The organism is Paraconexibacter antarcticus, assembly GCF_024220175.1.
Taxonomy (GTDB): Bacteria; Actinomycetota; Thermoleophilia; order Solirubrobacterales; family Solirubrobacteraceae; genus Paraconexibacter; species Paraconexibacter antarcticus.
In genome coordinates this window covers 3,466,133-3,486,318 of the sequence record NZ_CP098502.1, presented here as the reverse complement: position 1 = coordinate 3,486,318, position 20,186 = coordinate 3,466,133, and the positions used below count along the sequence as shown (strand labels likewise).

General features: G+C 73.9%; 20 protein-coding genes. 9 read left to right on the top strand and 11 right to left on the bottom strand.

Annotated features, from left to right (window positions below; all coding sequences use genetic code 11):
* Window positions 1-2: 2 nt before the first annotated feature.
* Together NBH00_RS17030 and NBH00_RS17025 are read right to left on the bottom strand one after the other, a co-directional pair.
* Complete coding sequence (locus NBH00_RS17030; protein ID WP_254569791.1) at window positions 3-1,220, bottom strand: RNA polymerase sigma factor; 1,218 nt, start codon at window positions 1,218-1,220, stop codon at window positions 3-5.
* A gap of 23 nt (window positions 1,221-1,243) precedes the next feature.
* Window positions 1,244-1,651 carry a YciI family protein gene (locus tag NBH00_RS17025; RefSeq protein WP_254569790.1) on the bottom strand — a complete coding sequence of 136 codons (408 nt, stop codon included), beginning with the start codon at window positions 1,649-1,651 and terminating at the stop codon, window positions 1,244-1,246.
* 209 nt (window positions 1,652-1,860) lie between these two features.
* Here NBH00_RS17025 and NBH00_RS17020 point away from each other — a divergent pair, with 209 nt between their 5' ends.
* From NBH00_RS17020 to NBH00_RS17010, 3 genes are all read left to right on the top strand, one after another.
* On the top strand, window positions 1,861-4,713 hold the full coding sequence (locus tag NBH00_RS17020; protein ID WP_254569789.1) for a bifunctional YncE/alkaline phosphatase family protein: 2,853 nt from the start codon (window positions 1,861-1,863) through the stop codon (window positions 4,711-4,713).
* A gap of 77 nt (window positions 4,714-4,790) precedes the next feature.
* On the top strand, window positions 4,791-5,735 hold the full coding sequence (locus NBH00_RS17015) for an ABC transporter ATP-binding protein (protein WP_254569788.1): 945 nt from the start codon (window positions 4,791-4,793) through the stop codon (window positions 5,733-5,735).
* Window positions 5,732-7,090, top strand: coding sequence for an ABC transporter permease (locus NBH00_RS17010; protein ID WP_254569787.1), 1,359 nt, complete (start codon window positions 5,732-5,734; stop codon window positions 7,088-7,090). The genes NBH00_RS17015 and NBH00_RS17010 overlap by 4 nt, the downstream gene beginning before the upstream one ends.
* 34 nt (window positions 7,091-7,124) lie before the next feature.
* Here NBH00_RS17010 and NBH00_RS17005 read toward each other — a convergent pair whose 3' ends face one another.
* Window positions 7,125-7,688 carry a dihydrofolate reductase family protein gene (locus NBH00_RS17005; protein ID WP_254569786.1) on the bottom strand — a complete coding sequence of 188 codons (564 nt, stop codon included), beginning with the start codon at window positions 7,686-7,688 and terminating at the stop codon, window positions 7,125-7,127.
* Window positions 7,689-7,747: 59 nt separating this feature from the next.
* Between NBH00_RS17005 and NBH00_RS17000 the strand changes: the two genes are divergently transcribed.
* Window positions 7,748-8,833 (top strand): IS630 family transposase, encoded by a 1,086-nt coding sequence (locus tag NBH00_RS17000; RefSeq protein WP_254569785.1) that lies wholly within the window; start codon window positions 7,748-7,750, stop codon window positions 8,831-8,833.
* On the opposite strand, the gene NBH00_RS16995 is transcribed toward NBH00_RS17000, so the two are convergent.
* The 5 genes from NBH00_RS16995 to NBH00_RS16975 form a co-directional block, all read right to left on the bottom strand.
* On the bottom strand, window positions 8,830-9,393 hold the full coding sequence (locus NBH00_RS16995; protein ID WP_254569784.1) for a dihydrofolate reductase family protein: 564 nt from the start codon (window positions 9,391-9,393) through the stop codon (window positions 8,830-8,832). The two genes, NBH00_RS17000 and NBH00_RS16995, sit on opposite strands and share 4 nt — an antisense overlap.
* 162 nt (window positions 9,394-9,555) lie before the next feature.
* The gene (locus NBH00_RS16990; RefSeq protein WP_254569783.1) at window positions 9,556-10,968 is read right to left on the bottom strand and encodes a hypothetical protein; all 1,413 of its coding nucleotides are present in this window, start codon (window positions 10,966-10,968) and stop codon (window positions 9,556-9,558) included.
* On the bottom strand, window positions 10,965-11,915 hold the full coding sequence (locus tag NBH00_RS16985) for a glycosyl hydrolase (protein WP_254569782.1): 951 nt from the start codon (window positions 11,913-11,915) through the stop codon (window positions 10,965-10,967). The genes NBH00_RS16990 and NBH00_RS16985 overlap by 4 nt, the downstream gene beginning before the upstream one ends.
* 116 nt (window positions 11,916-12,031) lie before the next feature.
* Window positions 12,032-12,676 (bottom strand): response regulator, encoded by a 645-nt coding sequence (locus tag NBH00_RS16980; protein WP_254569781.1) that lies wholly within the window; start codon window positions 12,674-12,676, stop codon window positions 12,032-12,034.
* The gene (locus NBH00_RS16975) at window positions 12,673-13,623 is read right to left on the bottom strand and encodes a HAMP domain-containing sensor histidine kinase (protein ID WP_254569780.1); all 951 of its coding nucleotides are present in this window, start codon (window positions 13,621-13,623) and stop codon (window positions 12,673-12,675) included. Before NBH00_RS16975 ends, NBH00_RS16980 begins: the two co-directional genes overlap by 4 nt.
* A gap of 107 nt (window positions 13,624-13,730) precedes the next feature.
* Here NBH00_RS16975 and NBH00_RS16970 point away from each other — a divergent pair, with 107 nt between their 5' ends.
* Both NBH00_RS16970 and NBH00_RS16965 read left to right on the top strand, forming a co-directional pair.
* Window positions 13,731-14,276 carry a hypothetical protein gene (locus NBH00_RS16970; protein ID WP_254569779.1) on the top strand — a complete coding sequence of 182 codons (546 nt, stop codon included), beginning with the start codon at window positions 13,731-13,733 and terminating at the stop codon, window positions 14,274-14,276.
* 41 nt (window positions 14,277-14,317) lie between these two features.
* Entirely contained in the window at window positions 14,318-14,635 is a 318-nt protein-coding gene (locus NBH00_RS16965; protein WP_254569778.1) for a hypothetical protein, read from the top strand.
* Window positions 14,636-15,227: 592 nt separating this feature from the next.
* On the opposite strand, the gene NBH00_RS16960 is transcribed toward NBH00_RS16965, so the two are convergent.
* A complete protein-coding gene (locus NBH00_RS16960) occupies window positions 15,228-17,168 on the bottom strand; it encodes a chloride channel protein (protein ID WP_254569777.1) in 1,941 nt (646 codons plus the stop codon).
* A 164-nt stretch (window positions 17,169-17,332) separates the two neighbouring features.
* Between NBH00_RS16960 and NBH00_RS16955 the strand changes: the two genes are divergently transcribed.
* Together NBH00_RS16955 and NBH00_RS16950 are read left to right on the top strand one after the other, a co-directional pair.
* Complete coding sequence (locus NBH00_RS16955) at window positions 17,333-17,866, top strand: calcium-binding protein (RefSeq protein WP_254569776.1); 534 nt, start codon at window positions 17,333-17,335, stop codon at window positions 17,864-17,866.
* Window positions 17,857-18,141: a hypothetical protein gene (locus NBH00_RS16950; RefSeq protein WP_254569775.1), complete on the top strand. Its 285-nt coding sequence runs from the start codon at window positions 17,857-17,859 to the stop codon at window positions 18,139-18,141. The genes NBH00_RS16955 and NBH00_RS16950 overlap by 10 nt, the downstream gene beginning before the upstream one ends.
* On the opposite strand, the gene NBH00_RS16945 is transcribed toward NBH00_RS16950, so the two are convergent.
* Together NBH00_RS16945 and NBH00_RS16940 are read right to left on the bottom strand one after the other, a co-directional pair.
* Window positions 18,104-18,490 (bottom strand): ATP-binding protein, encoded by a 387-nt coding sequence (locus NBH00_RS16945; protein ID WP_254569774.1) that lies wholly within the window; start codon window positions 18,488-18,490, stop codon window positions 18,104-18,106. The two genes, NBH00_RS16950 and NBH00_RS16945, sit on opposite strands and share 38 nt — an antisense overlap.
* A gap of 126 nt (window positions 18,491-18,616) precedes the next feature.
* The gene (locus NBH00_RS16940; protein WP_254569773.1) at window positions 18,617-19,009 is read right to left on the bottom strand and encodes a hypothetical protein; all 393 of its coding nucleotides are present in this window, start codon (window positions 19,007-19,009) and stop codon (window positions 18,617-18,619) included.
* A gap of 142 nt (window positions 19,010-19,151) precedes the next feature.
* Here NBH00_RS16940 and NBH00_RS16935 point away from each other — a divergent pair, with 142 nt between their 5' ends.
* Window positions 19,152-20,183, top strand: a complete 1,032-nt coding sequence (locus NBH00_RS16935; RefSeq protein WP_254569497.1) for an IS110 family RNA-guided transposase — start codon at window positions 19,152-19,154, stop codon at window positions 20,181-20,183.
* Window positions 20,184-20,186: the final 3 nt, after the last annotated feature.

Below are 20,186 nucleotides of genomic sequence, written 5' to 3'. Positions count from 1 at the left end.
AGCTAGGAGGTGACACCACCGTTCGCGCGGGCCTGCGCCGCCCTCCGGACGAGGTGGTCGCGCTCGGCCACGTCGGTCGCCCGGCGGGCCGCCTCGGCGTACGCGGCGGCGGCCGCCGGAAGGTCACCCGCGAGCTCGTGCAGGTGCCCGCGCGTCGCGTGCCACCGGTGCCGCTCGCCGAGCACCTCGCGGAGCCGCTCGGTCTCGCGCAGGCCCGCGGCCGGCCCGTGCACCTCGCCGACCGCGACCGCGCGCCCGAGGACCGCTGCGGGGTCGTCGCGCACCGGGTCGTCCGTCAGCGCGACGAGCTCGTCGTACCAGGAGAGGATCTGCGGCCAGTCGGTCTCCTCGGCCCGCGCCGCGTCGGCGTGGAGGGCAGCGATCGCCGCCTGCACCTGGTACCGGCCCGGCGGCCGGTCGTCCGTCTGCCTCGCCAGCGCCGACTGCAGGACGCGGACGCCCTCGGCGATCTCGCGGGGGTCCCACCGCCCGCGGTCCTGCCGGTCGAGCGGGACGATCCGGCCGGCGGCGTCGAGCCGGGCGGGCAGACGGGCGTGGCCGAGGAGCATGAGCGCGAGCAGGCCGCGGGCCTCCGGCTCGTCGGTGGCCAGCGTGAGCGCCCGCGCGAGGCGGATCGCCTCGACGGCGAGGTCGACCCGGTCGGGCGGGCCGTGGTGCGCCGCCGTGTAGACGAGGTAGAGGACCCGGAGGACGACGGCGAGGTCACCGGGCCGGTCGAGCGGGCGCCCGCGCAGCGCCGCCTTGGCCCGGCTGATCCGCTGGGCCATCGTCGCCTCCGGCACGTAGAAGGCGTCCGCGATCTCGCGGGTCGTGAGTCCGCCGACGGCGCGGAGGGTGAGCGCGACCTGCGACGCGGGGGAGAGGCCGGGGTGGCAGCAGCAGAACAACAGGAAGAGGGTGTCGTCGCCCTCGTCGGATACCGCGCCCGGCTCCGGCTCCGGCTCCGGCTCGGCGGCCGCCGCCTCCTCGCGCCGGCGGCGGGCCGCATCGCTGCGCCGGGCGTCGACGAGGCGCCGCGTCGCGACGGTCGTGAGCCAGGCCCGCGGGTCGCGCGGCGGGTGCTCGGGCCACGTGCGGAGCGCCTCGACGAGCGCGTCCTGCAGCGCGTCCTCGGCGGTGTCGAAGTCCTCGCCACGGCGGACGAGGCCCGCGAGCACCCGCGGGACGAGGACGCGCAGCGCGCCCTCGTCCGGCGTCACGGCGGGGGAGCCCTCCACGCTCGTCAGCCGGCCGGCGAGCCGGACATGATCTCCCGCACGTCGATCCACTCGTAGAGCGGCTCCCCGGCCGGGCCCGGTTCCGAGGACACGTAGGCGGCGAGCTCGATCGCGCGCTCGCGGGACTCGACGTCGATCATGAACCAGCCGGCCACGAGGTCGCTCGTCTCGGGGTGCGGACCGTCGGTCGTGACCGGCGCGGCGTCCGGGCCGCCGTACCGCACCCAGGTGCGGACGGGCGTGAGCGCCTCCGCGCCGACGTACTCGCCGCGCTCCTTGAGCAGCGCGATGACGTGGTGCTGGAACGCGATGTGCGCCTCGACGTCCTCGGGCGCCCACCGGTCCATCGGCGGGAACGGGTGGTGCAGCTCCGGGCCGCCGCGGTAGTGCTTGAGGAGCAGGAACTTCGGCATGGGGGATCTCCTGGTGTCGGGTGCCGCGCCGGTCGCGGCGGTTCACTCGGTGAGCGGAGTCGTTCACAGCTTCTCGACATCGGACGGGGCGGCGTCGTCAGCCCGGTGACCGTCCTGGGGTGGTTCACGAGCCGGTCACCGCTCGCTCGGCGGCAGCCCGGACGATCCCGCGGCCGCGTCTCCCACGTCCAACCAAGGGGTACACCATCATGCTCGACCGGTCCCGCACACCGGGCAGCACCGAAGCAGCAGGTCCGCAGGTCACCCGCCGACACCGGCCCGCCGACGGCGCCCGCCGCGGGCTCACCGCCGTCGCCGGGCAGCGCCGGCGCCTCGTCGCCGCCGGCGTCGCCACGGTCGCCCTCGTCGGCGCGGCCGCCACCTACGCCTCGACCGAGCTCTTCGGTCACAACCAGGTCGGCACCGAGTACGCCGCGGGGATCCAGGTCTCCGACAACCAGATCCTGAAGCCGATCGGCGACCGCCTGCTCACCCAGTACGGCAAGTTCATGAGCTCGGCGGTCAGCCCCGACGGGCGGTTCCTCGCCGCCACCAGCACGGATCGGTCGGTCGTCCTCCAGGTCTTCGACCTCTCGACGTACAAGCTCGTCTGGACCGTCGGCAGCGCCGCCGGCGTGAACCAGAAGCTGACGACCAGGACCGTCGGCCAGGAGGGCCCGACGTTCTCGCCCGACGGCAAGACGCTCTGGCTGTCCCAGCAGGACGGGCTCAGCCGCTTCCCCGTGAACCCCGACGGCAGCCTCGGAGCGCCGACGGTCGTGGCGCTCCCGAAGGTGGACGGCCACTCCGCGCTCGTGGGGCAGACCGCCTACTCGCCCGACGGCTCGACGCTCTACGCGGCGGTCAACGGGCAGAACACCGTCCTCGCGCTCGATCCCGCCACCGGCGCGGTCGAGCAGACGTGGAACGTCGGCATCGCGCCGCGCCAGCTGAAGTTCGTCGGCGACAAGCTCTACGTGACGAACGAGGGCGGTCGCCAGGCCCAGGCCGGCGACACGACGATGGACTCCTACGGCACCGCGGTCCCGGCCGACGGCTACAAGGGGACCTCGACGACCGGCACCGTCAGCGTCATCGACACCGCCAGCCCGTCGGCGCCGGTGGGATCGATCCCGGTCGGGCTGCACCCGACCGCGATGTACGTCAAGGACCAGGCGCTCTTCGTGGCCAACACGAACGACGACACCGTCTCGGTCATCGACACGAGCAAGGACGCGGTCGTCCAGACGATCGAGACGCGGCCGTGGCCGTCGGCGAAGGTCGGCTACGCGCCCTCCGGGATCGCGATGACCGACGACGGGCACCTGCTCGTGACACTCGCGGGCGCGAACGCCGTCGCGGTCTACCGGTACCACGGCGACCCGCAGCAGCCGGTGAACGCGATCGGGCTGCTGCCGACCGACTACTACCCCGCCGAGGTGGCGACCGTCGGCGGCAAGGTCATCGTCACGAACACCCGCGGCATCGACGCCCGCGGGCCCAACCTCTCGTTCAACGCCGGTCCGAACACGACGCCCGCGGTGGGGCACGGCACGCACGGCACGACCGCGTCCCTCACCCGCTTCACCCTCCCGAGCGACGCGGAGATCGCCGACGCCACCGAGACCGTCTTCACGCAGAACGGCTGGGGGAACACCGACGTCAAGCAGGCCCGGGGCGACAAGCAGCACGCCGTGCCGGTGCCGTCGCGGATCGGCGACCCCTCCACGATCAAGCACGTCTTCCTGCTCGTGAAGGAGAACCGCACGTACGACCAGGTCTACGGCGACATCCCCGCGGGCAACGGTGACCCGAGCCTCGCGCAGTTCGGCGCGACGGTCACGCCGAACCAGCACGCGCTGGCCAAGCAGTTCGGGCTCTACGACAACACCTACGACGTCGGGACGAACTCCGCCGAGGGCCACAACTGGCTCATGCAGGGCGACAACCCCGAGTACACCGAGTCGTCCGCCGGCGAGTACGTCCGCTCCTACGACACGGAGGAGGACGTGCTCGGTCACCAGCGCTCGGGCTTCCTGTGGACGGCGGTGCAGGACGCGGGCAACTCCGCCCGCAACTACGGCGAGTTCCTCTACACCGAGGGCAAGCCGTCCGGGACGTGGCAGCAGTACTACTGCGCGTCCAGGAGCGTCGACGCCGGGGGCGACCCCGCGCAGCTGACGTCGCCGGAGCTGAAGGGCGACTACGGCTCGGTCATCCCGTCGCTCAACGCGATCACGAACCCGACGTCCCCGCCGTTCGACACGGCGATCCCGGACATCTACCGCTACCAGATCTGGAAGCAGGAGTTCGAGAAGAACGGGCCGGCGAACCTCAACATGGTGTGGCTCTCCAGCGACCACACGGGTGGGACGGCGGACCCGCGCGCGCAGGTCGCCGACGGTGACCTCGCGGTCGGGAAGATCGTCGACGAGATCTCCCACAGCAGGTACTGGAAGGACTCCGCGATCTTCGTGGTCGAGGACGACAGCCAGGCCGGGGCCGATCACGTCGACGGGCACCGCGCGCCGATCCAGATCATCAGCCCGTGGGCCGTGCACGGCGTCGTCGACAGCACGTACTACTCGCAGATCAACATGGTGCGGACCATCGAGCAGATCCTCGGTGCGCAGCCGCTGAACGCGAAGCTCGCCGCGGCGACGCCGATGTACGGCGCGTTCACGAAGAAGCCGGACGACACGCCGTTCACCGCGGTGCCGAACCAGGTGCCGCTGACCGAGGGCGTCGCCACCCCGCCGGCGTGCGGCGTGGACACGCTCGGCCAGTCCGGGACCCGGGCGGCCGCGGTGCGCCGCGCCCAGGTCCGGGCGGCCGTCGTCCCCGCCGACGCGCGGGCCCTGGCCGCCGCCTGGCGCTCGTGGCTCGCGAAGCAGCGCACGACCGGCAACGGCGCCGTCCCGGACTACGCAAACCCCGCGCAGATGAACCGGTACACGTGGTACGCGAGCCACCGCTGGAAGGTGCCGTACCCCGGCGACGCGAAGGTCTACGTGCCGTCGCACGTGCCCGGTGGGCGCATCCCGAGCTCGGACACGCGCTGACCGGTCCCGGGACAACCGCGCCTCCCCGCGAGGACACGACGGCCCGCCGGAGCACCGGCGGGCCGTCCGCGCGTGCGGTGCGCGCGCGGGGGCTCACGAAGGCCTTCGGGGACGTCGTCGCCCTCGACGGCGTCGACCTCGCCGTGTCGCGCGGTGAGATCCACGGTCTCGTCGGGCCGAACGGGGCGGGGAAGACGACGCTCCTCGGCCTGCTGCTCGGGCTGACCCGGGCCGACGGCGGCGACCTCGAGGTCCTCGGCCGTCCGGTCCGGCGGGGGCTCGCGCTCCCCGATGGCGTCGCGGGGTTCGTCGACGGGCCGGGCCTGTATCCCGCGCTCACGGCGCGGCAGAACCTCGATGCGCTGGCCCGCCTGCGGGGCGACGGGCCGGCGGGCGTCGCCGACGCGCTCGAGCAGGTTGGGCTCCTCGGGGTCGCCGACGACCGCGTCCGCGGCTTCTCGCTCGGCATGCGCCAGCGCCTCGGGCTCGCCGCCGCGTTGCTCTCGCGACCGCTCCTGCTCGTCCTCGACGAACCGGCGAACGGCCTGGACCCCGCGGGCAAGGCCCAGGTGCACCGGGTGCTCACGCGGCTGGCCGGGCAGGGCACGGCGGTCGTCCTCTCGAGCCACCGGATGGACGACCTCGCCGCGCTGTGCGGCACGGTCACGCTGCTGGCGACCGGGCGCATCGTCTTCTCCGGCCCGGTCGGCGAGCTCGCCGCCGGGGCCGACGAGCTCGACTACCGCCTGCGGACCTCCGACCCGGCGGCGGCCCGGGTGATCGCGGCGGGCACGCCCGGGCTCGGGGTCCTGCCCGGCGGCAGCGGCCCGCAGCGCGAGGGCGACGTCCTCCTCGTCCGCGCGCGGGGGCCGGTGCTCGACGACCTCGTCACGCGCCTGGTGGGCGCGGGCGTCGGCGTGCGCGAGCTCGCGCCGGTTGTGGCGCCGCTCGAGGCGGCGTTCCTCGCGCTGACGGCGGCGGCCGCGCGCGCGGACGGGTCGCACGGGGAGGGAAGGCGGTGAGCGTCGCGGAGGCGGTCGCGCCGCCGGGCCGGGTCGACGCGCGGCCACCCCGGGTCGGGCGCGGCTACCGCTTCGAGCTCGTCAAGCTCCTGGCCCAGTGGCCCGTCCGCGTCGCGCTCCTGGCCTGCTGGCTCGGCCCGGCGCTGCTCGTCGCGGTCATCAGCACGCAGAGCTCGCTGCCCGCCGACACCGTCTTCGGCCGCTGGATGGGGCAGAGCGGCTGGGCCGGCGCGCTCGTCGTCCTGACGCTCTCCTGCAGCTGGGTGCTGCCGCTGCTCACCTCAGTCGTCGCCGGGGACGTCTTCGCCGCCGAGGACCGGCTCGGCACGTGGCGGCACCTGTTCGTCGCCGTGCGATCGCCGCAGCGGATCTTCGCCGCGAAGGCGCTCGCGAGCCTCACGGTCATCCTCCTGCTCGTGACGGGCCTCGCGGCCTCGAGCATCGCCGGCGGGCTCGCGGCGGTCGGCAGCCGGCCGCTCGTCGGGCTCGACGGCCACCTGCTCGCGCCGGGGGACGCCGCCGGCGCGGTGCTGCTGGCGTGGGTGCTCGCGCTCGCGCCGACGCTCGCCTTCGCCGCGGTCGGGCTGCTCGGCTCGGTGGCGCTCGGGCGCTCGCCCCTCGGGCTGCTCATGCCGGCGCTCCTCGCCCTCGCGCTGCAGATCGCGCAGCTCCTCCCGCTGCCGGTCGTCGTGCGCGTCTCGCTGCCGAGCTACGGGTTCATCGCCTGGCGCGGGCTCTTCACCGACCCCGTCCAGACGGGCCCGGTCCTCGCCGGCGTCGCGGTCGGCCTCGCCTGGGCGGCCGGCGCCTCCGTCCTGGCGTACCTGCTCTTCCTGCGCCGTGACTTCACCGACCTCGCCTATGACGGGGCGGGTCGCCGCCTGCTCCTGCGCGCGGTCCTGCCGCTCGTCGCGCTCCTCGCCGTCACCGCCGGGCTCGTCGCGGGCACGACGCCGGCGTCCGGGTCCGGGATCGACCGGGCGAAGCTCGACCGCTCGCTCGCGACGGCCTGGGCCCACCTGTACCGCCTGCAGACGGCCGAGCTGCACCGCCCGGCCGTGACGGAGGCGCAGCTGCGGGCCGGCGCCGCCTGCGACCGGGGCGGCGTCCGGGCCCGCGACGTCGGTCCCGGCAACGACTGGCGCTGCGTCGTCACGTGGCACCTTCCCGGGTCGGCGGCGACCGGCTCGGCGATCTACCAGCTCGAGGTCACCCCCGACGGCCGGTTCGTCGCCGACGGGGACGGGCCGCAGGAGGTCAACGGCTTCTTCCAGGTCCGCACCGCCACCGGCGACGCCCCGAACCCGCTCTGGCAGTTCGACGGGACGGTGGACCTGCTGACCCCGCCGGCCTGAGGCCCCTCGACCCGAGCGGGAGGGGCCGCGGGCGTCAGCGCGACCGGTCGCGGATCCGGTGGTAGCGCTCGAGGACGACCTGTCCGCCGAACGTCCGCGTCTCGACGAGGTCCAGGAGGATCGGGTCCGTGACCGGCGGCAGGTACGGCGTGCCGTCGCCGACGACGACCGGGTGGCGGAAAAGGCGCAGCTCGTCGACGAGGCCCGCCTCGATTGCGGGCGCGGCCAGGCCGGGCCCCCCGATCGCGACGTCCTTGCCGGTCGCGGCGAGCGCCGCCTGCACCTCGTCGGCGACCGCCCCCTCGGCGAGCCGGGCGTTGCCCTCGACGCGGTCGAGCGTCCGGCTGAAGACGACCTTGGGGAGGGCGCACCAGACGTCCGCGAACGCGCTGCGGTCCTCGTCGGTGCGCAGCGACGGGTCGGTCTCCCAGACGCGCATGGTCTCGTAGAGCCGGCGGCCGAGCAGGTAGGCGCCGAGCCCGCTCACCTGCTCGAGGTGGAACCGGAACAGCTCGTCGGTCGGGGGCGTCCACCCGAAGTCGCCGTCGCGGTCGTTGACGAACCCGTCGAGCGAGACGCTCATCGAGAAGATCAGCATGGCCTGCCCGCTAGTGTCCTGATTGATTAGTTCTGTTGCAGCGGGGGCATGGATACTTCATGCCTATCGCTGCCGCCCGTGAGATCGTGTTGACCGACCAGGAGCGCGCCGTTCTGGAGGGCTTCGCGCGGCGCCGCAAGAGCGCCCGGGGGTTGGCGCAGCGCTCACAGATCGTGTTGGAGGCGGCGGCCGGGCGGACGAACACGGAGATCGCGCAGCGGTTGCGTGTGAGCCGGCCGACGGTCACGCGGTGGCGCAACAGGTTTGTCGAGCGGCGCGTGGACGGGCTGCTGGATGAGCCGTGTCCGGGGCGCCCGCGGACGATCACCGATGAGGATGTGGAGGCGGTGGTGGTCAAGACTTTGGAGTCCACGCCCAAGGACGCCACGCACTGGTCGACGCGGTCGATGGCCAAGGAGGCCGGCCTGACGCAGAACGCGGTCCTGCGGATCTGGCACGCGTACGGGTTGCAGCCGCACCGCCAGGAGAAGTGGAAGCTGTCCAAGGATCCGTTGTTCGTCGACAAGGTCCACGACGTCGTCGGCCTCTACCTCAACCCGCCCGAAAGAGCTGTCGTGCTGTGCGTTGATGAGAAGTCCCAGATCCAGGCACTGGACCGCACCGCCCCGATCCTGCCGATGCGCCCCGGGACCCCTGAGCGCGTGACCCACGACTACAAGCGCTTCGGGACCTCAAGCCTCTACGCCGCGCTGGACGTGAGAAGCGGGCAGGTCATCAGCGCACTGCACCAGCGCCACCGCGCCGTCGAGTTCAAGAAGTTCCTTCAGCGCATCGACAAGGCCGTCCCGGCCGACCTGGACGTGCACCTGGTCCTCGACAACAGCAGCACGCACAAGACCCCGGCAATCCAGCGCTGGCTCAAAGCGCACCCCCGGTTCGTGCTGCACTTCACCCCGACCAGCAGCAGCTGGATCAACCTCGTCGAGCGCTGGTTTGCCGAGCTGACCCGCAAGCTGCTGCAGCGCTCAGCTCATCGCTCAGTTCGCAAGCTGAACATGGACATCACCAACTGGGTCGCGACCTGGAACGAGGACCCCAAACCGTTCACCTGGACCAAGAGCAGCGACGAGATCCTCGAATCCATCGCCATCCGCTGCAACGAAACTAACCGATCAGAACACTAGCGGACGACGTCCCAGACCTGCTTCATCACGCCGTTCCCGTACACGTCGTGCTCGACGAGGGCGAGGCGCTCGGTGTCCTTGTCCGCGGCGCTGAACAGCCGCTTGCCGGCGCCGAGGAGGAGCGGGAAGACGAGCAGGTGGTACCGGTCGACGAGCCCGGCGTCGGCGAGCGCGGCGCCGAGCTCCGCGCTGCCGTGGACGAGCAGCGGCGGCCCGTCCTGCGCCTTCAGCGCCGCGACCTCGTCGAGCGAGCGGAGGATCGTGGCCGGCCAGCGGTCGTCCTCGGCCTCGAGCGTGCGCGAGACGACGTACCGCGGCAGCGCGTTGTAGCGGGCGAAGTCGTCCATCGTCGGCCAGACCGGCGCGAACGCCTCGTAGCTGTGGCGGCCGAGGAGCAGCCCGCCGGCCTCCTCCTGCTCGCGTCCCTTCAGCTCGTACGCCGCGGGATCGAACTCGACGTCCTTGAAGGTCCAGCCGGCGTTGCGATAGCCGGCCTCGCCGCCGGGCGCCTCCATGACGCCGTCGGCGGAGACGAATGCGGTGACGATGATCCTGGTCATTGGTGCTCCTGGTCGAGGTGGCGGCCCGGGGACGCCTGGCGGTCGCGGTGAGGACGGCGGCCGCGAGGCCGAACTCATCGGCGCCGGGGCGGGAGCGTCCCACACCCGGCCGCGCCGCCGGGCGGGCCGGCCTCAGCCGTGCGGCACCGTGCGCGGGCTGGCTCACGTGACGCCGGCCTGATCGGTCCAGCGCACGCGGTACCGGCGGCCGGCCGTGCGCCGGGTCCGGCTCCGCCACCACCCGCGCGAGGACGTCCGCACGTGCTTGAGCGTGTGCCACTGATGCTCGCCGCGGTCGAGGACGTCGATCGTCACCGTCGTCGCCGCGGCGGCGGGCCGGACGAGGCCCCAGAGGGAGACGAGACCCCGGCCCGAGCGGCGCGCGACGAGCGGGAGGCGGAACCCGGCGTACGCCGGCTTCGCCGCGCCGGCGGAGGTCCGCAGCCCGGACTCGAAGCCCGAGTACCGGGACGCGGCGGGCCCGGGCCGGGGGTCGTCGTCGCGCAGCAGGTACTGCGCGAAGGTGTCCACGCGCGGCTGCTCGTAGGCGAGCTGCTCGCTCCGCGCGCGGTAGGCGGCCTGGCGGGTGAGGGAGACCCCCACGTACGGGTCGGGCCGGGACTGGATGCCGAACTCGGTGAGCGCGATCCGGGTGCCCGGCGTGAGGGCGCGGGCGCGCTCGGCGCGCGCGAGGAACGTGCTCAGGCGGTGCAGCACCCCGATCGTCACGTCGTCGCGGTCAGGCGGGACGAACGACGGGCCGGCCTTCGTCGTGTACGGGTGGTGCGCGACCGCGGTCACCGAGAGGCGTCGGCAGGAGCGTCGCCGGTGGTAGGCGCTCGTGAGGCAGAGCGCCTGGCGCAGGAACCGCAGCGGCGCGACGACGTGGGAGGTGCCACGGGGGGCCGTCTCGCCGAAGAGCAGCGGCTGCCGGGAGCGCCCGGCCGCCTTCAGGCCGCGGCGCGCCGCGACGTACAGCCGGCGATAGATCGCGCCGGACGCCGCGTGGCCGTGGACGAACTGCGGCATGAGGAACGCGGGGTGGTTCGGCTCGTTCCAGACGGAGAAGCGGTCGACCTCGGCGCCGAAGCGGCGGGCGACGGCCTCGAAGAACCGCTGGTAGTGCTGGGGGCTTGGCCGCGTGACCTGGTCGCGGCGGGCGGCCGTCGCCCAGCGGGGGACCGGGCCGGTGACGGTCAGCAGCACCCGGAGGCCGGCGGCGGCCGCCTGGTCGATCGCCGGCGCGTAATGGCCCCAGTCGTAGGCGGCGGGGTCGCGCTCGTGGAAGCCGGGCACGCTGCGGCTGCCGGGGTCCGGGGCGACGTCCTTCCAGTACAGGACGATCCGCAGGTCGCGGACCCCGAGGGAGCGGAGCTCGGCGAGCGTGCGGGTGCGGAGCGCCTGGTCGGGCCCGAGGAGCTCCCGCGGGGCCTCGAACAGGGTGCGCTGCGTGCGGGACGCGTCCGCGAGCGCCGGCCGGCCGAGGCCCGCCCCGAGGAGGATCGCGGCGAGGACGAGCGCGAGCGCGGGCGCCGCGGCGCGGCGCCCGGTCCGGATGGAGGTGACCGGTTTCACCGCAGGTAGCCCGCGAGCTTGCGGCGGACGTACGTGTAGCCCGGTCGCGGCGTGCCGTCGGGGTCGGTAAGGCCGGCGTCGAACCGGGCGTCACGGCCGGTGCCCGTCCAGTTGTAGATGTACAGGCGGTCGATGCCGCTGCGCCGGAAGCGATTCGCGAGGCTGAACATCGTGCTCAGCCGGTGTGCGGCCCGGGTCGGGCTGTACGGGAAGCTCGTCCCGAGCTTCACGAGGCCGCCGGTCTCCGTCAGCCAGATGCGGGCGTGCGGGCTGTAGTGGTGCGCCTGGCGGATCATCGAGCGCGTGTAGGTCGTCCGCCGGCGGTTGACGTCCCCGTAGTTGTGCAGGCCGATGATCGTCGCGCGGTGGCGGTAGGTCGGCGAGAGATGGCGGAAGAAGCTGCGCATGTACTTCTCCACGCCGCGCTGGTCCAGGACGTCGAGCGCGACGACGCCGCAGCTGCGGCAGCGCCCCTTGACGGCGCGGTACATCTCGCGGAAGAAGTCCGCCGCCCGGGTGGGGCTGCGGTACGTCGGCTCGCTGGCGTGGTTCGCCTCGTTCCAGACGCCGAAGTCGCGGACGCGGAGGTGCCGGAAGTACGGCACGAGCCGGCGGACCTGGGTGCGGTACTCGCGCACGCTCGGCAGGTGGCCGCGCTTGGAGCGGTAGTCGTCGGTCGAGAGGTGCAGCAGCACCTGCGCGCCGGCGGCACGCGCGTGCTTGACGTAGTTGCGGGCGAGCAGCCGCTGGTCGCGGTGCTCCATGACGTTCCACGGCACGAAGTACCGGACGTGGTGGATGTGCAGGCGCTGGTAGGCGCTCTGGTCGAACATCGCGGCCTGCTGCTCGGAGATCCCGACCCGGATCGGGATGCGGGCGTCGGCCTTGCCGGCGGCGACGAGGGTGCAGAGCAGGGCGGCGGCGAGGAGCAGTCTGAATCGGGACATGAGGGGTGGCGCCGCTGACCGGGGCGCACGGATGGACGCGCCGGGCGGACCGGCCGTGCATCCACTGTGGCCACGCCCCGGAGCGCGCGGCGTGGGGGTCGACCCCCATCCGGCGGTCAGGGCTCGACGAGGCCGCGGCGGATCGCGTACCGGGTGAGCGCCACCCGGTCGCGGAGCCCGAGCTTGTCCAGGACGTTGCTGCGATGCCGCTCGACGGTCTTCTCGGAGATGTGGAGGAGGTCGGCGATCTCGCGGCCGGAGAGCCCTTCGGCGATGAGCTTCACGACCTCGGTCTCGCGCCCGGAGAGCGGGTCGGGGAGTTCGGCGTCGGGGCCGCGCTCGAGGTACTCGCGGACGAGCGCCGCGACGCCTCGCGGGTAGAGGAACGGCTCACCGCGCAGGGCCCCGCGGCACGCCGCGACGAGGTCCTGGTGGGCGGCGGACTTCAGGACGTAGCCGGACGCCCCGGCGCGCAGCGCCTCGAAGAAGAACTGCTCGTTGTCGTGCATCGAGAGCATGAGGATCTTCAGGTCCGGTCGCTGCTCGCTGAGCTGGCGCGCGGCCTGCAGCCCGGTGAGCAGCGGCATCGACACGTCGAGGACGGCGAGGTCGATCGGCTGGCTGAGCACCTCGCGCACGGCCGCGGCGCCGTCGGCGGCCTCGGCGGCGACGAGGAAGTCGGGCTCGGCCTCGAGGGTGAGCCGCAGCCCGTGGCGGACCAGCGCGTGGTCATCGGCGAGGAGGATGCGGATGAGGCTCATGCGCGGACGGGGTCGAAGCGGAGGTCGACGCGGGTCCCGGAGCCCCCGGGCCGGGCGCCGATCGTCAGGTCGGCGCCGAGCAGGACGGCGCGCTCGCGCATGGTGCGGATGCCGCCACTGCCCTCGGCGCCGGAGGCGGGGAAGCCGCGGCCGTCGTCGGCGACGGTCAGCGACACCTGGGCGCCGTCGGCCGCGAGCGTGACCCAGACGGTCTGCGGCGCGCCGTGGCGGATCGCGTTCGTGCAGCTCTCCTGGGCGACGCGGTAGATGACGATCTGGGCGTTGGTCGTCAGCGGCGGGAGGTCACGCTGCAGGTCACGGACGACGCGCACGCCCGTCGTCTGCGACAGGCGCTCGAGCATGTTGACGAGGGCGGGCACGAGGCCGAGGGCGTCGAGGCCCTCCGGCCTGAGCTCGCGCGCGAGGCGCCGGACGTCCTCGATCCCGACCAGGAGCCCGTCGTGGATCGTCCGGAGCTGCCGCGCAGCGTCCTCGTCCGCGGTGTCGGCGCTGCGCGCGGCCTGGAGCGCGATCGCGGTCAGGTGCTGCCCGATCTGGTCGTGGAGCTCGTCGGCGATCCGGCGCCGCTCGTCCTCGCGCTCGTCGAGCATGCGCCGTGCGCTGTCGCGGCGCTCGTCCTCCAGGCGGTCGAGCATGTCGTTGAACGCGGCGGCGAGGACGGAGACCTCCGAGGCCGGGCCGGGCGGCGGGATCCGGGCGCCGGGCCGCAGCGGGTCCACGCGTCGCATGAGCTCGGTGAGCCGCTCCAGCGGCCCGAACGCGCGGCGCATGAGGACGAGGTCGACGAGCACGAGCACGATCAGGCCGCCGACGAGGGCGGGCACCCGCCCGTTCGCGGGTTCGAGGATGAGCACGACGCAGGCGACACCGAGCACAATCGCGTTCGGGATGAACAGCCGCCAGAAGAGCGGGACGTAACGCGGCACGACGGGGACGCTACCGGGGTGCGGCACGGGCGCCCGTCGTCCGGGCGGACTGTCCGGCAGCGGACATGCCGCCGGTCGGGCGCGGACGGCGCGGGGTCCCCGGGGCGATGCCCAGATCATCCCGCTCCGCGCGGCTCGCCGCCGCCGTCACCCTCGCCATGTTCGTCGCCGCGCCGCTCGCGCTCGCGGCCGACCCCGTCGGACTCGGCGTACGCAACCCGCGCGGCGGCAGCACCGCCACGCACGAGACCGAGATCATCGCCGCGACCGGCAAGGACGCCTACGGGACGCGGCAGTCCAACACCGGCGCCGGCGGCGGGGCGATCTACGGGTGCCGCTCGAGCCTCGACCTCGGGGCGCTCGGCGACCCGGCGCGATCGACGCCGTGCCTGCGGGTGAACAACCTCCGCGGCGGCAAGGCGTTCGACTTCGCCTTCGACTCCGGCCCCATCGGCGGCGTCTTCCAGTCCGGCGCGAGCCTCCTGACCCCCAACCCGCGTGCCGCGCCGTTCGTGACGAACGCCACCGCGGTCGCCATCGGGCTCAACGCCGACCGCCTCGACGGCCGGCACGCGACCGACCTCATCGCCGAGGCGCGCAGTCCGCCGGCCTCGACGCCGCCACGGTCGGCGGCCTGTCGAGCAAGGCGCTGATCGCCGCCGCCCAGACCGGCGGCGTCACCTGTGCGGCCGACATGGTCGTCGCCGCCGACGGCTGCATCGAGAAGGCCGCCCGCACCGCGGCGACGTTCGCCGACGCCGCCGCCGTGTGCGGCAAGGCCGGCCGGCACCTGCCTCCGGTCGCGACGCTGGCCTACGCGCGGACGGTCGACGGCGTGGATCTGGGGACGGGCGAGATGGCCGCGGACGTCAGCCCGGGGCAGACGCTCACGCTGCCGGCCCCGCTCGGCAGCCTGACGTCCACGACCTCGTACGCGACTGTCGCCGACGACGGCACGATCGCCGCCCGGGCGGTCACGGCCACCGCCCCGTATCGCTGCGCGTCGCGCTGACCCCCGCCGGGAGGCCCGCGCGCCGGGTCGGCGCATCCATCGGCGCGCGCGCCGGTTGCGGGGGCGATGCCTCCGTCGGTCGCGAACCTCCTCGATCTCGACGCCGGCCTCGGCGCGGTCCTCGCACCGCCCGAGGCGCAGGCGGCGCGAGCCAGCCTCGACGTTCGCGTGCTGCGCGTGCCCGCGGGCGCGTGGGCGCCGCCCCCCGGCACCGGAGGGCGGGCGGCCGCTCGGCCTGCTCCTGGTCGGCGGCCAGGTCCTGCGCCGCGTCGCGTTCGGCCGCCGGGCGGCGGCCGAGCTGCTCGGGGCCGGTGATCTGCTGCGGCCGTGGTGCGCCACCGACCCGCCGTTCGCCGCCGACTGGCGGGGGATCTCACCGGCCCGGCTCGCGGTGCTGGACGGCCGGGTGACCGCACGGCTCGCCCGCGTTCCGGCCCTGCTGATCGCGTTGCTCGAGCGCGAGCTGCCGCGCTCGCGCCGAACCGTCAAGCGGTGCGTCATCGGCCAGCTCGGCACCACCGAGGAGCGCCTGCGGGTCGAGCTCTCCCGGCTTGCCGCCCGCTGGGGCAGCGAGCGAGCGGACGGGACCGCGCTACCGCTGGCGCTCACGCACGAGACGCTCGGGCACCTCATCGGCGTCCGCCGTCCCGCCGTCACCACCGCCCTGAGCAACCTCACCCGAGCCGGGGAGAAGGAACCGCTCCCCGGGGCCGGGTGGCTGCTGCGCTTCACGCGCGGCTGACGCTCCGGTCGCGACCGGCGTGGGCAGGGTGCGGTCGGGCCCGCGGATGAGCGCGAGCACGTCGGCGCTGCCGAGCCAGCCGGTCGGGGCGCCTGCGGTGGAGCGGTCGAAGATCGGCAGGGACTCGACGCCCGTCTGGGCGAGGGCGTCGAGGAGCTCGTGCAGCGCGTCGCCCTGGTGCACGGTCGGGGCGGGGCGGAGCACTGTGCCGGCGGTGAGGTGGGCCACGTCGTCGGCGTCGAGGTGCTGCTCGACGTCGGTGAGCGTGACGATGCCCTCGAACTGCCGGTCGGGTCCCATCACGGCGAGCGTGCTCGTGCCGGTGTCGGCGAATCGGCCTGCGAGGTCGGTGAGCGCGCGGTCCCACCGCACAGGCGCCGGGCCGCCCGGTGCCGGAGCGGGGACGCGCAGGCCGGCGAGCAGGCGCTCACCGGCGGGGGCGTCGATGTCGATGCCACGGCGGCGGAGCTTGAGGGTGTAGATCGTGTCCTTCGTGATGGCGTCGGCGAGGGCGACCGTGGTGGCGATCGCGAGCATCGCGGGGAGGATGACGCCGGGGTCGCCGGTGAGCTCGAAGAGGATGAGGACGGCGGTCATCGGTGCTCGGGCACACGCGGCGAAGACGGCGCCCATGCCGACGACGCCGTAGGCGCTGGAGGCGGCGATGAGACCACCGCCGAGGAGCGCGTGCGCGGTGCGGCCGTAGGCGGAGCCGAGCATCGCCCCGATGAACAGCGACGGGGCGAAGACGCCGCCGGAGCCGCCGATGGCAATCGTCGTGCTCGTCGCGACGGCCTTGGCGACCATCAGCAGCAGCACGAGCGCGAGGGCGTCGTGGCCCTCGACGACCCGGGAGAGCACCGGGTAGCCGACGCCGTACATCTCCGGCAGGGCGAGCAGTAGCAGGCCGAGCAGCAGGCCGCCGGCAACCGGGCGCGCCCACGCCGGGCCGCGCCACAGGCGCTCGGCGAGGTCCTCCGTGCCGTAGAGGATGCGGACGAAGCCGAGCCCGGCCAGGGTCGCCAGGACACCGAGACCGGCGAACAGCGCGTAGTCGGCGACGGAGGCGACGTGGACGGCGGGCAGGGTGAGGAACGGCTTGTCGCCGAACGCCGCGCGCCCGACGGCGGCGGCCGCGACCGAGGAGACGACGGGTAGGCCGAACGACGATGCGTCGACGCGCCGGAGGATGACCTCCATCGCGAAGAACACGCCGGCGATCGGCGTGTTGAACGTTGCCGAGATCCCGGCGGCGGCGCCGCAGGCCACGAGTGTGCGCAGGTGTCGCTCGGGCAGGTCGGCGAGCTGGCCAAGGGCCGAGCCCAGCGCCGAGCCGATCTGCACGATGGGCCCCTCGCGGCCGACCGACCCGCCGGTCCCGATGCAGGCGGCTGACGCGAAGGCCTTGACGACCGCCACGCGCGGGCGGATCCGGCCACCCTGCCGGGCGACCGCGAGCATGACCTCGGGAACGCCGTGCCCGCGTGCCTCGGGGGCAAACCGGGCGAGCAGCGGGCCGTAGAACAGCCCGCCGAGGACGGGGGCGAGCAGCAGGAACCACGGTCCGAGCCAGTGCGCGTGCGTGCTCGCGACCCGCCCGAGCCCGGCGTAGTCCTCCCGGCCGGTCACCAGGCGCGTGATGCCGATGATGAGCTCGCGGAACAGGACGGCCCCGACGCCGCCGCCGAGACCGATGAGGAGCGCCATCGCGATCAGGGGCCGGTCGCTCGTCCGCGCCCAGGCGGAGAGGCGCGCGCGGGGCGTCGGCAAGGAGAGGGAGGCGTCGAGCACCCCGGACACGATACTTACTGTGTAAGGAGTTCGTCACCCGTCCCGGGCGCGACCGCTCCGCGGCCCGCGTGTCGGGTTGTGCAGGTGTAGGCCCACGCTCGGACAAGCCCGCCGGCCGGACCTCACGGGCGCTCTCGCCGCGCCCACAGCCCGACCCGGCGACGGTGCATCGCCGCCGTCTGCGCGGTCCTGTTGCTCTCCGCGGCGCCGGCGTGGGGGCTCGCCGCCGGACCGGGACCGGTGGCCCCGATCGCATCGAGGGCACGCGGGGCTCCGACGTCCTGAACGGCCGGGGCGGCGACGACCGCCTGCTCGGCCTGCGCGGCGATGACCGACTCGTCGGCGGCACGGGGGCCGACGTACTCGGAGGAGGCCCGGGGCGGGACGTGCTGGCCGGCGGGCCGGGGCGCGACATCCTGCTCGGCGGCGCCGGCGCTGACCGGATCAGCGGTGGGAGCGGGCGCAACCTCCTTGTCGGCGGCTCGGGGCGGGACCGTCTCACGGGCAGCGGCGGCGACGATCGCCTGCTCACGGTCGACGGCCGCTCGGACCTCGTCTCCTGCGGCCCGGGCGTCGACCGTGTCATCGCCGACCCCCCCCGATCGCGTCAGCGCCGACTGCGACCACGTTACCCGGCGCAGGCGCCGATGAGCAGGCGCCCGGGCGTGCGCGCCTTGGACGGTCCCGCGTGCCGGTGATCCCGCGGCATCGTGGCCCCGGCGCCACCGGAGGGGACGGCGCCCGCTGCCCGACCGCCGGCTCGGTGCTCGTCGACCTCCTGCTCGGCGTCATCGTCGCCATCTGCACCGGCACCGCGCTGCTCCTGCTCGGCGCAGTCGTGGTCCTGGCGGTCTCCACGAGCGCCCTCCTGCTGTCCGGCGAGCAGGGGGAAGCGACGGCCGAGCGGCCGTCTGAGCCGATCGCTCCCGAGGGCTCTACGGGCCGGCGGGACCGGACGCCTCGTCGCCGATGACGAACCAGACCCTGGTGGGGGAGACCTGCACGCCCCAGGACGAGGCGAGGCTCGTGAGGATGTGCAGCCCGCGCCCGCCCCGGTCGTCCGGCCGCCTGGGTGCGACCCGCACCTCGTGGCCGTCGTCACGCACCTCGACCCGGACGCCCTGCCTGTACCGGCGGGCGTGGACACTGATCGTGCCTCCGACGGGTCCGTAAAGCACGCTGTTGGTCACGACCTCGCTGATTGCGAGCACGAGGCTCCGCCGCTGGGGCGGTGGCAGGAACCGAGCCCAGTCGATGGCGATCGCGCGGATGTAGGCGACCATCGCGGGGTCGGCGCGGATCTCGAGGTGCAGGTCGGTCACGTGCGTGGTGCCGGCAGATCGGCACGGAGGATCCCGCCGTGTCCGCGGTCCGGAGGATCGCGACCTTACACCGTATGCACGCTCGCGTGGGAGGTCGCCGGACGAGTGCTTCCCGGCGCCCCGCGTCTACGGGTCCTGCTGGTAGGTGTAGACGACGCGGCGCGTGCCCCGGCGGCACGTCACGCTGGCGTCGTACTCGATGCTGCTCTTCACGCGCCGCTCGGTGCAGCGGTAGTGGTACCGCGCGACCGTGCGGTACGTGCCGAGCTTGCGGTGCCGGGTGCGGCAGGCGTGATGTGCCTTCATGACCCTGACGCCCGTGGTGCAGCTGACGTGCGTGACCTTCAGCGACGTGTAGTAGCCGACGCCGGGATACCGGGGCAGGGAGCGGCACGTCCTCGTGCTCGCCGCGGTGGCGTGGGCGGCGCCGGCCGGGCCGGCCGCGACGGTCGCCGGTGCGGTGATCGCGAGGCCGGTCAGGACGGCGGTCCCGAGACGGGCGGGACGGTGCAGGGGCATGGGTCGGCTCCTTGGTTCGTGGTTCGGTCGGGGTGGTGAGTGGGGCTCTGAATGTCGTGAAGGAGGGCCTCCCGGTGGCACGCTCCAGCGTGTCACCGAAAGAGCAACCACGAGGAGGCCCGCTCACATGTTGCATGCTGGATTGGATCTCAGCCGCAAGCGGCTGGACTATTGCCTGCTCGCCCCGGATGGCGAGCAGATCGAGGCCGGCGCGACGCCGCCGGACGCTGACGGGCTGCGCGGGTTCGCGCGCGGCGTAGAGACCCGGCATGGGCCGGTCCTAGTGCGGGCGGCGATCGAGTCGATGAACGGCGCCCGGTTTGTCCATGACGAGCTTGAGCGGCTCGGATGGGAGGTCGAGGTCGCCGACGCGCAGAAAGTCAAAGGCCTCGGCCCGTTGGCGTGCAAGACCGACCGGATCGACGCGTGGGTGCTCGCCGAGCTCTCACGGCGTGACCTGGTCCCCGCGGTGTGGCTTCCGGGGTTCGAGCAGCGCCAGGAACGCGAACGCGCGCGCTGGCGCCTGTTCTTGGTGCGCAAACGCAGCTCGCTGAAGCACCGCATCCACGCGCAGCTGCTCGCGTTCGGCCATACCTGCCCGGTGTCGGACCTGTTCGGCGCCCGCGGCCGCAAGCTCCTTGCGCGGCTCGAGTTCCCCGAGCCGTGGCACTCAGGGGTCCTCGCCGCGGTGCAGATGATCGACGAGCTCGACGCCGAGATCGCCGCGATCGACAAAGAGCTCAAAGCGCTCGGGGCCGATCACCGGTACATCCCGCTGCTGATGAGCGCCCCGGGGATCGCGTGGATCCTCGGGTACACGATCGCCGCGGAGATCGGCGACATCACCCGCTTCTCGAGCCCGAAGAAGCTCGTCGGCTACACCGGCCTGTGCCCACGCGTCTACCAGTCCGGCAACACCGACCGCCGCGGCCCCTTGACCCACGCCGGCCCGAAGTACCTGCGCTGGGCCTTGATGGAAGCCGCCGTTCACGCCTGCCGCCATCAGGTCTACGCCGCCCGCTACCAGGCCAACAAGAAGCGCCTGGGCAAACAGCGCGGCGCCAAGGTCGCCCAGGTCGACATCGCCCGCCGGCTCGCCGAGGCGATCTGGCACATGCTCACCCGCAACACCACCTTCGCTCCGGCAGGCGCCACGCGCGCTCTGGCCGCATAGACG

Bases quoted from the DNA above. Each gene is read 5' to 3' on its own strand.
- NBH00_RS17025 (WP_254569790.1), bottom strand. From the start codon at position 1,651: ATGCCGAAGTTCCTGCTCCTCAAGCACTACCGCGGCGGCCCGGAGCTG.
- NBH00_RS17020 (WP_254569789.1), top strand. From the start codon at position 1,861: ATGCTCGACCGGTCCCGCACACCGGGCAGCACCGAAGCAGCAGGTCCG.
- NBH00_RS17005 (WP_254569786.1), bottom strand. From the start codon at position 7,688: ATGCTGATCTTCTCGATGAGCGTCTCGCTCGACGGGTTCGTCAACGAC.
- NBH00_RS17000 (WP_254569785.1), top strand. From the start codon at position 7,748: ATGCCTATCGCTGCCGCCCGTGAGATCGTGTTGACCGACCAGGAGCGC.
- NBH00_RS16995 (WP_254569784.1), bottom strand. From the start codon at position 9,393: ATGACCAGGATCATCGTCACCGCATTCGTCTCCGCCGACGGCGTCATG.
- NBH00_RS16985 (WP_254569782.1), bottom strand. From the start codon at position 11,915: ATGTCCCGATTCAGACTGCTCCTCGCCGCCGCCCTGCTCTGCACCCTC.
- NBH00_RS16980 (WP_254569781.1), bottom strand. From the start codon at position 12,676: ATGAGCCTCATCCGCATCCTCCTCGCCGATGACCACGCGCTGGTCCGC.
- NBH00_RS16970 (WP_254569779.1), top strand. From the start codon at position 13,731: ATGCCCAGATCATCCCGCTCCGCGCGGCTCGCCGCCGCCGTCACCCTC.
- NBH00_RS16965 (WP_254569778.1), top strand. From the start codon at position 14,318: ATGGTCGTCGCCGCCGACGGCTGCATCGAGAAGGCCGCCCGCACCGCG.
- NBH00_RS16940 (WP_254569773.1), bottom strand. From the start codon at position 19,009: ATGCCCCTGCACCGTCCCGCCCGTCTCGGGACCGCCGTCCTGACCGGC.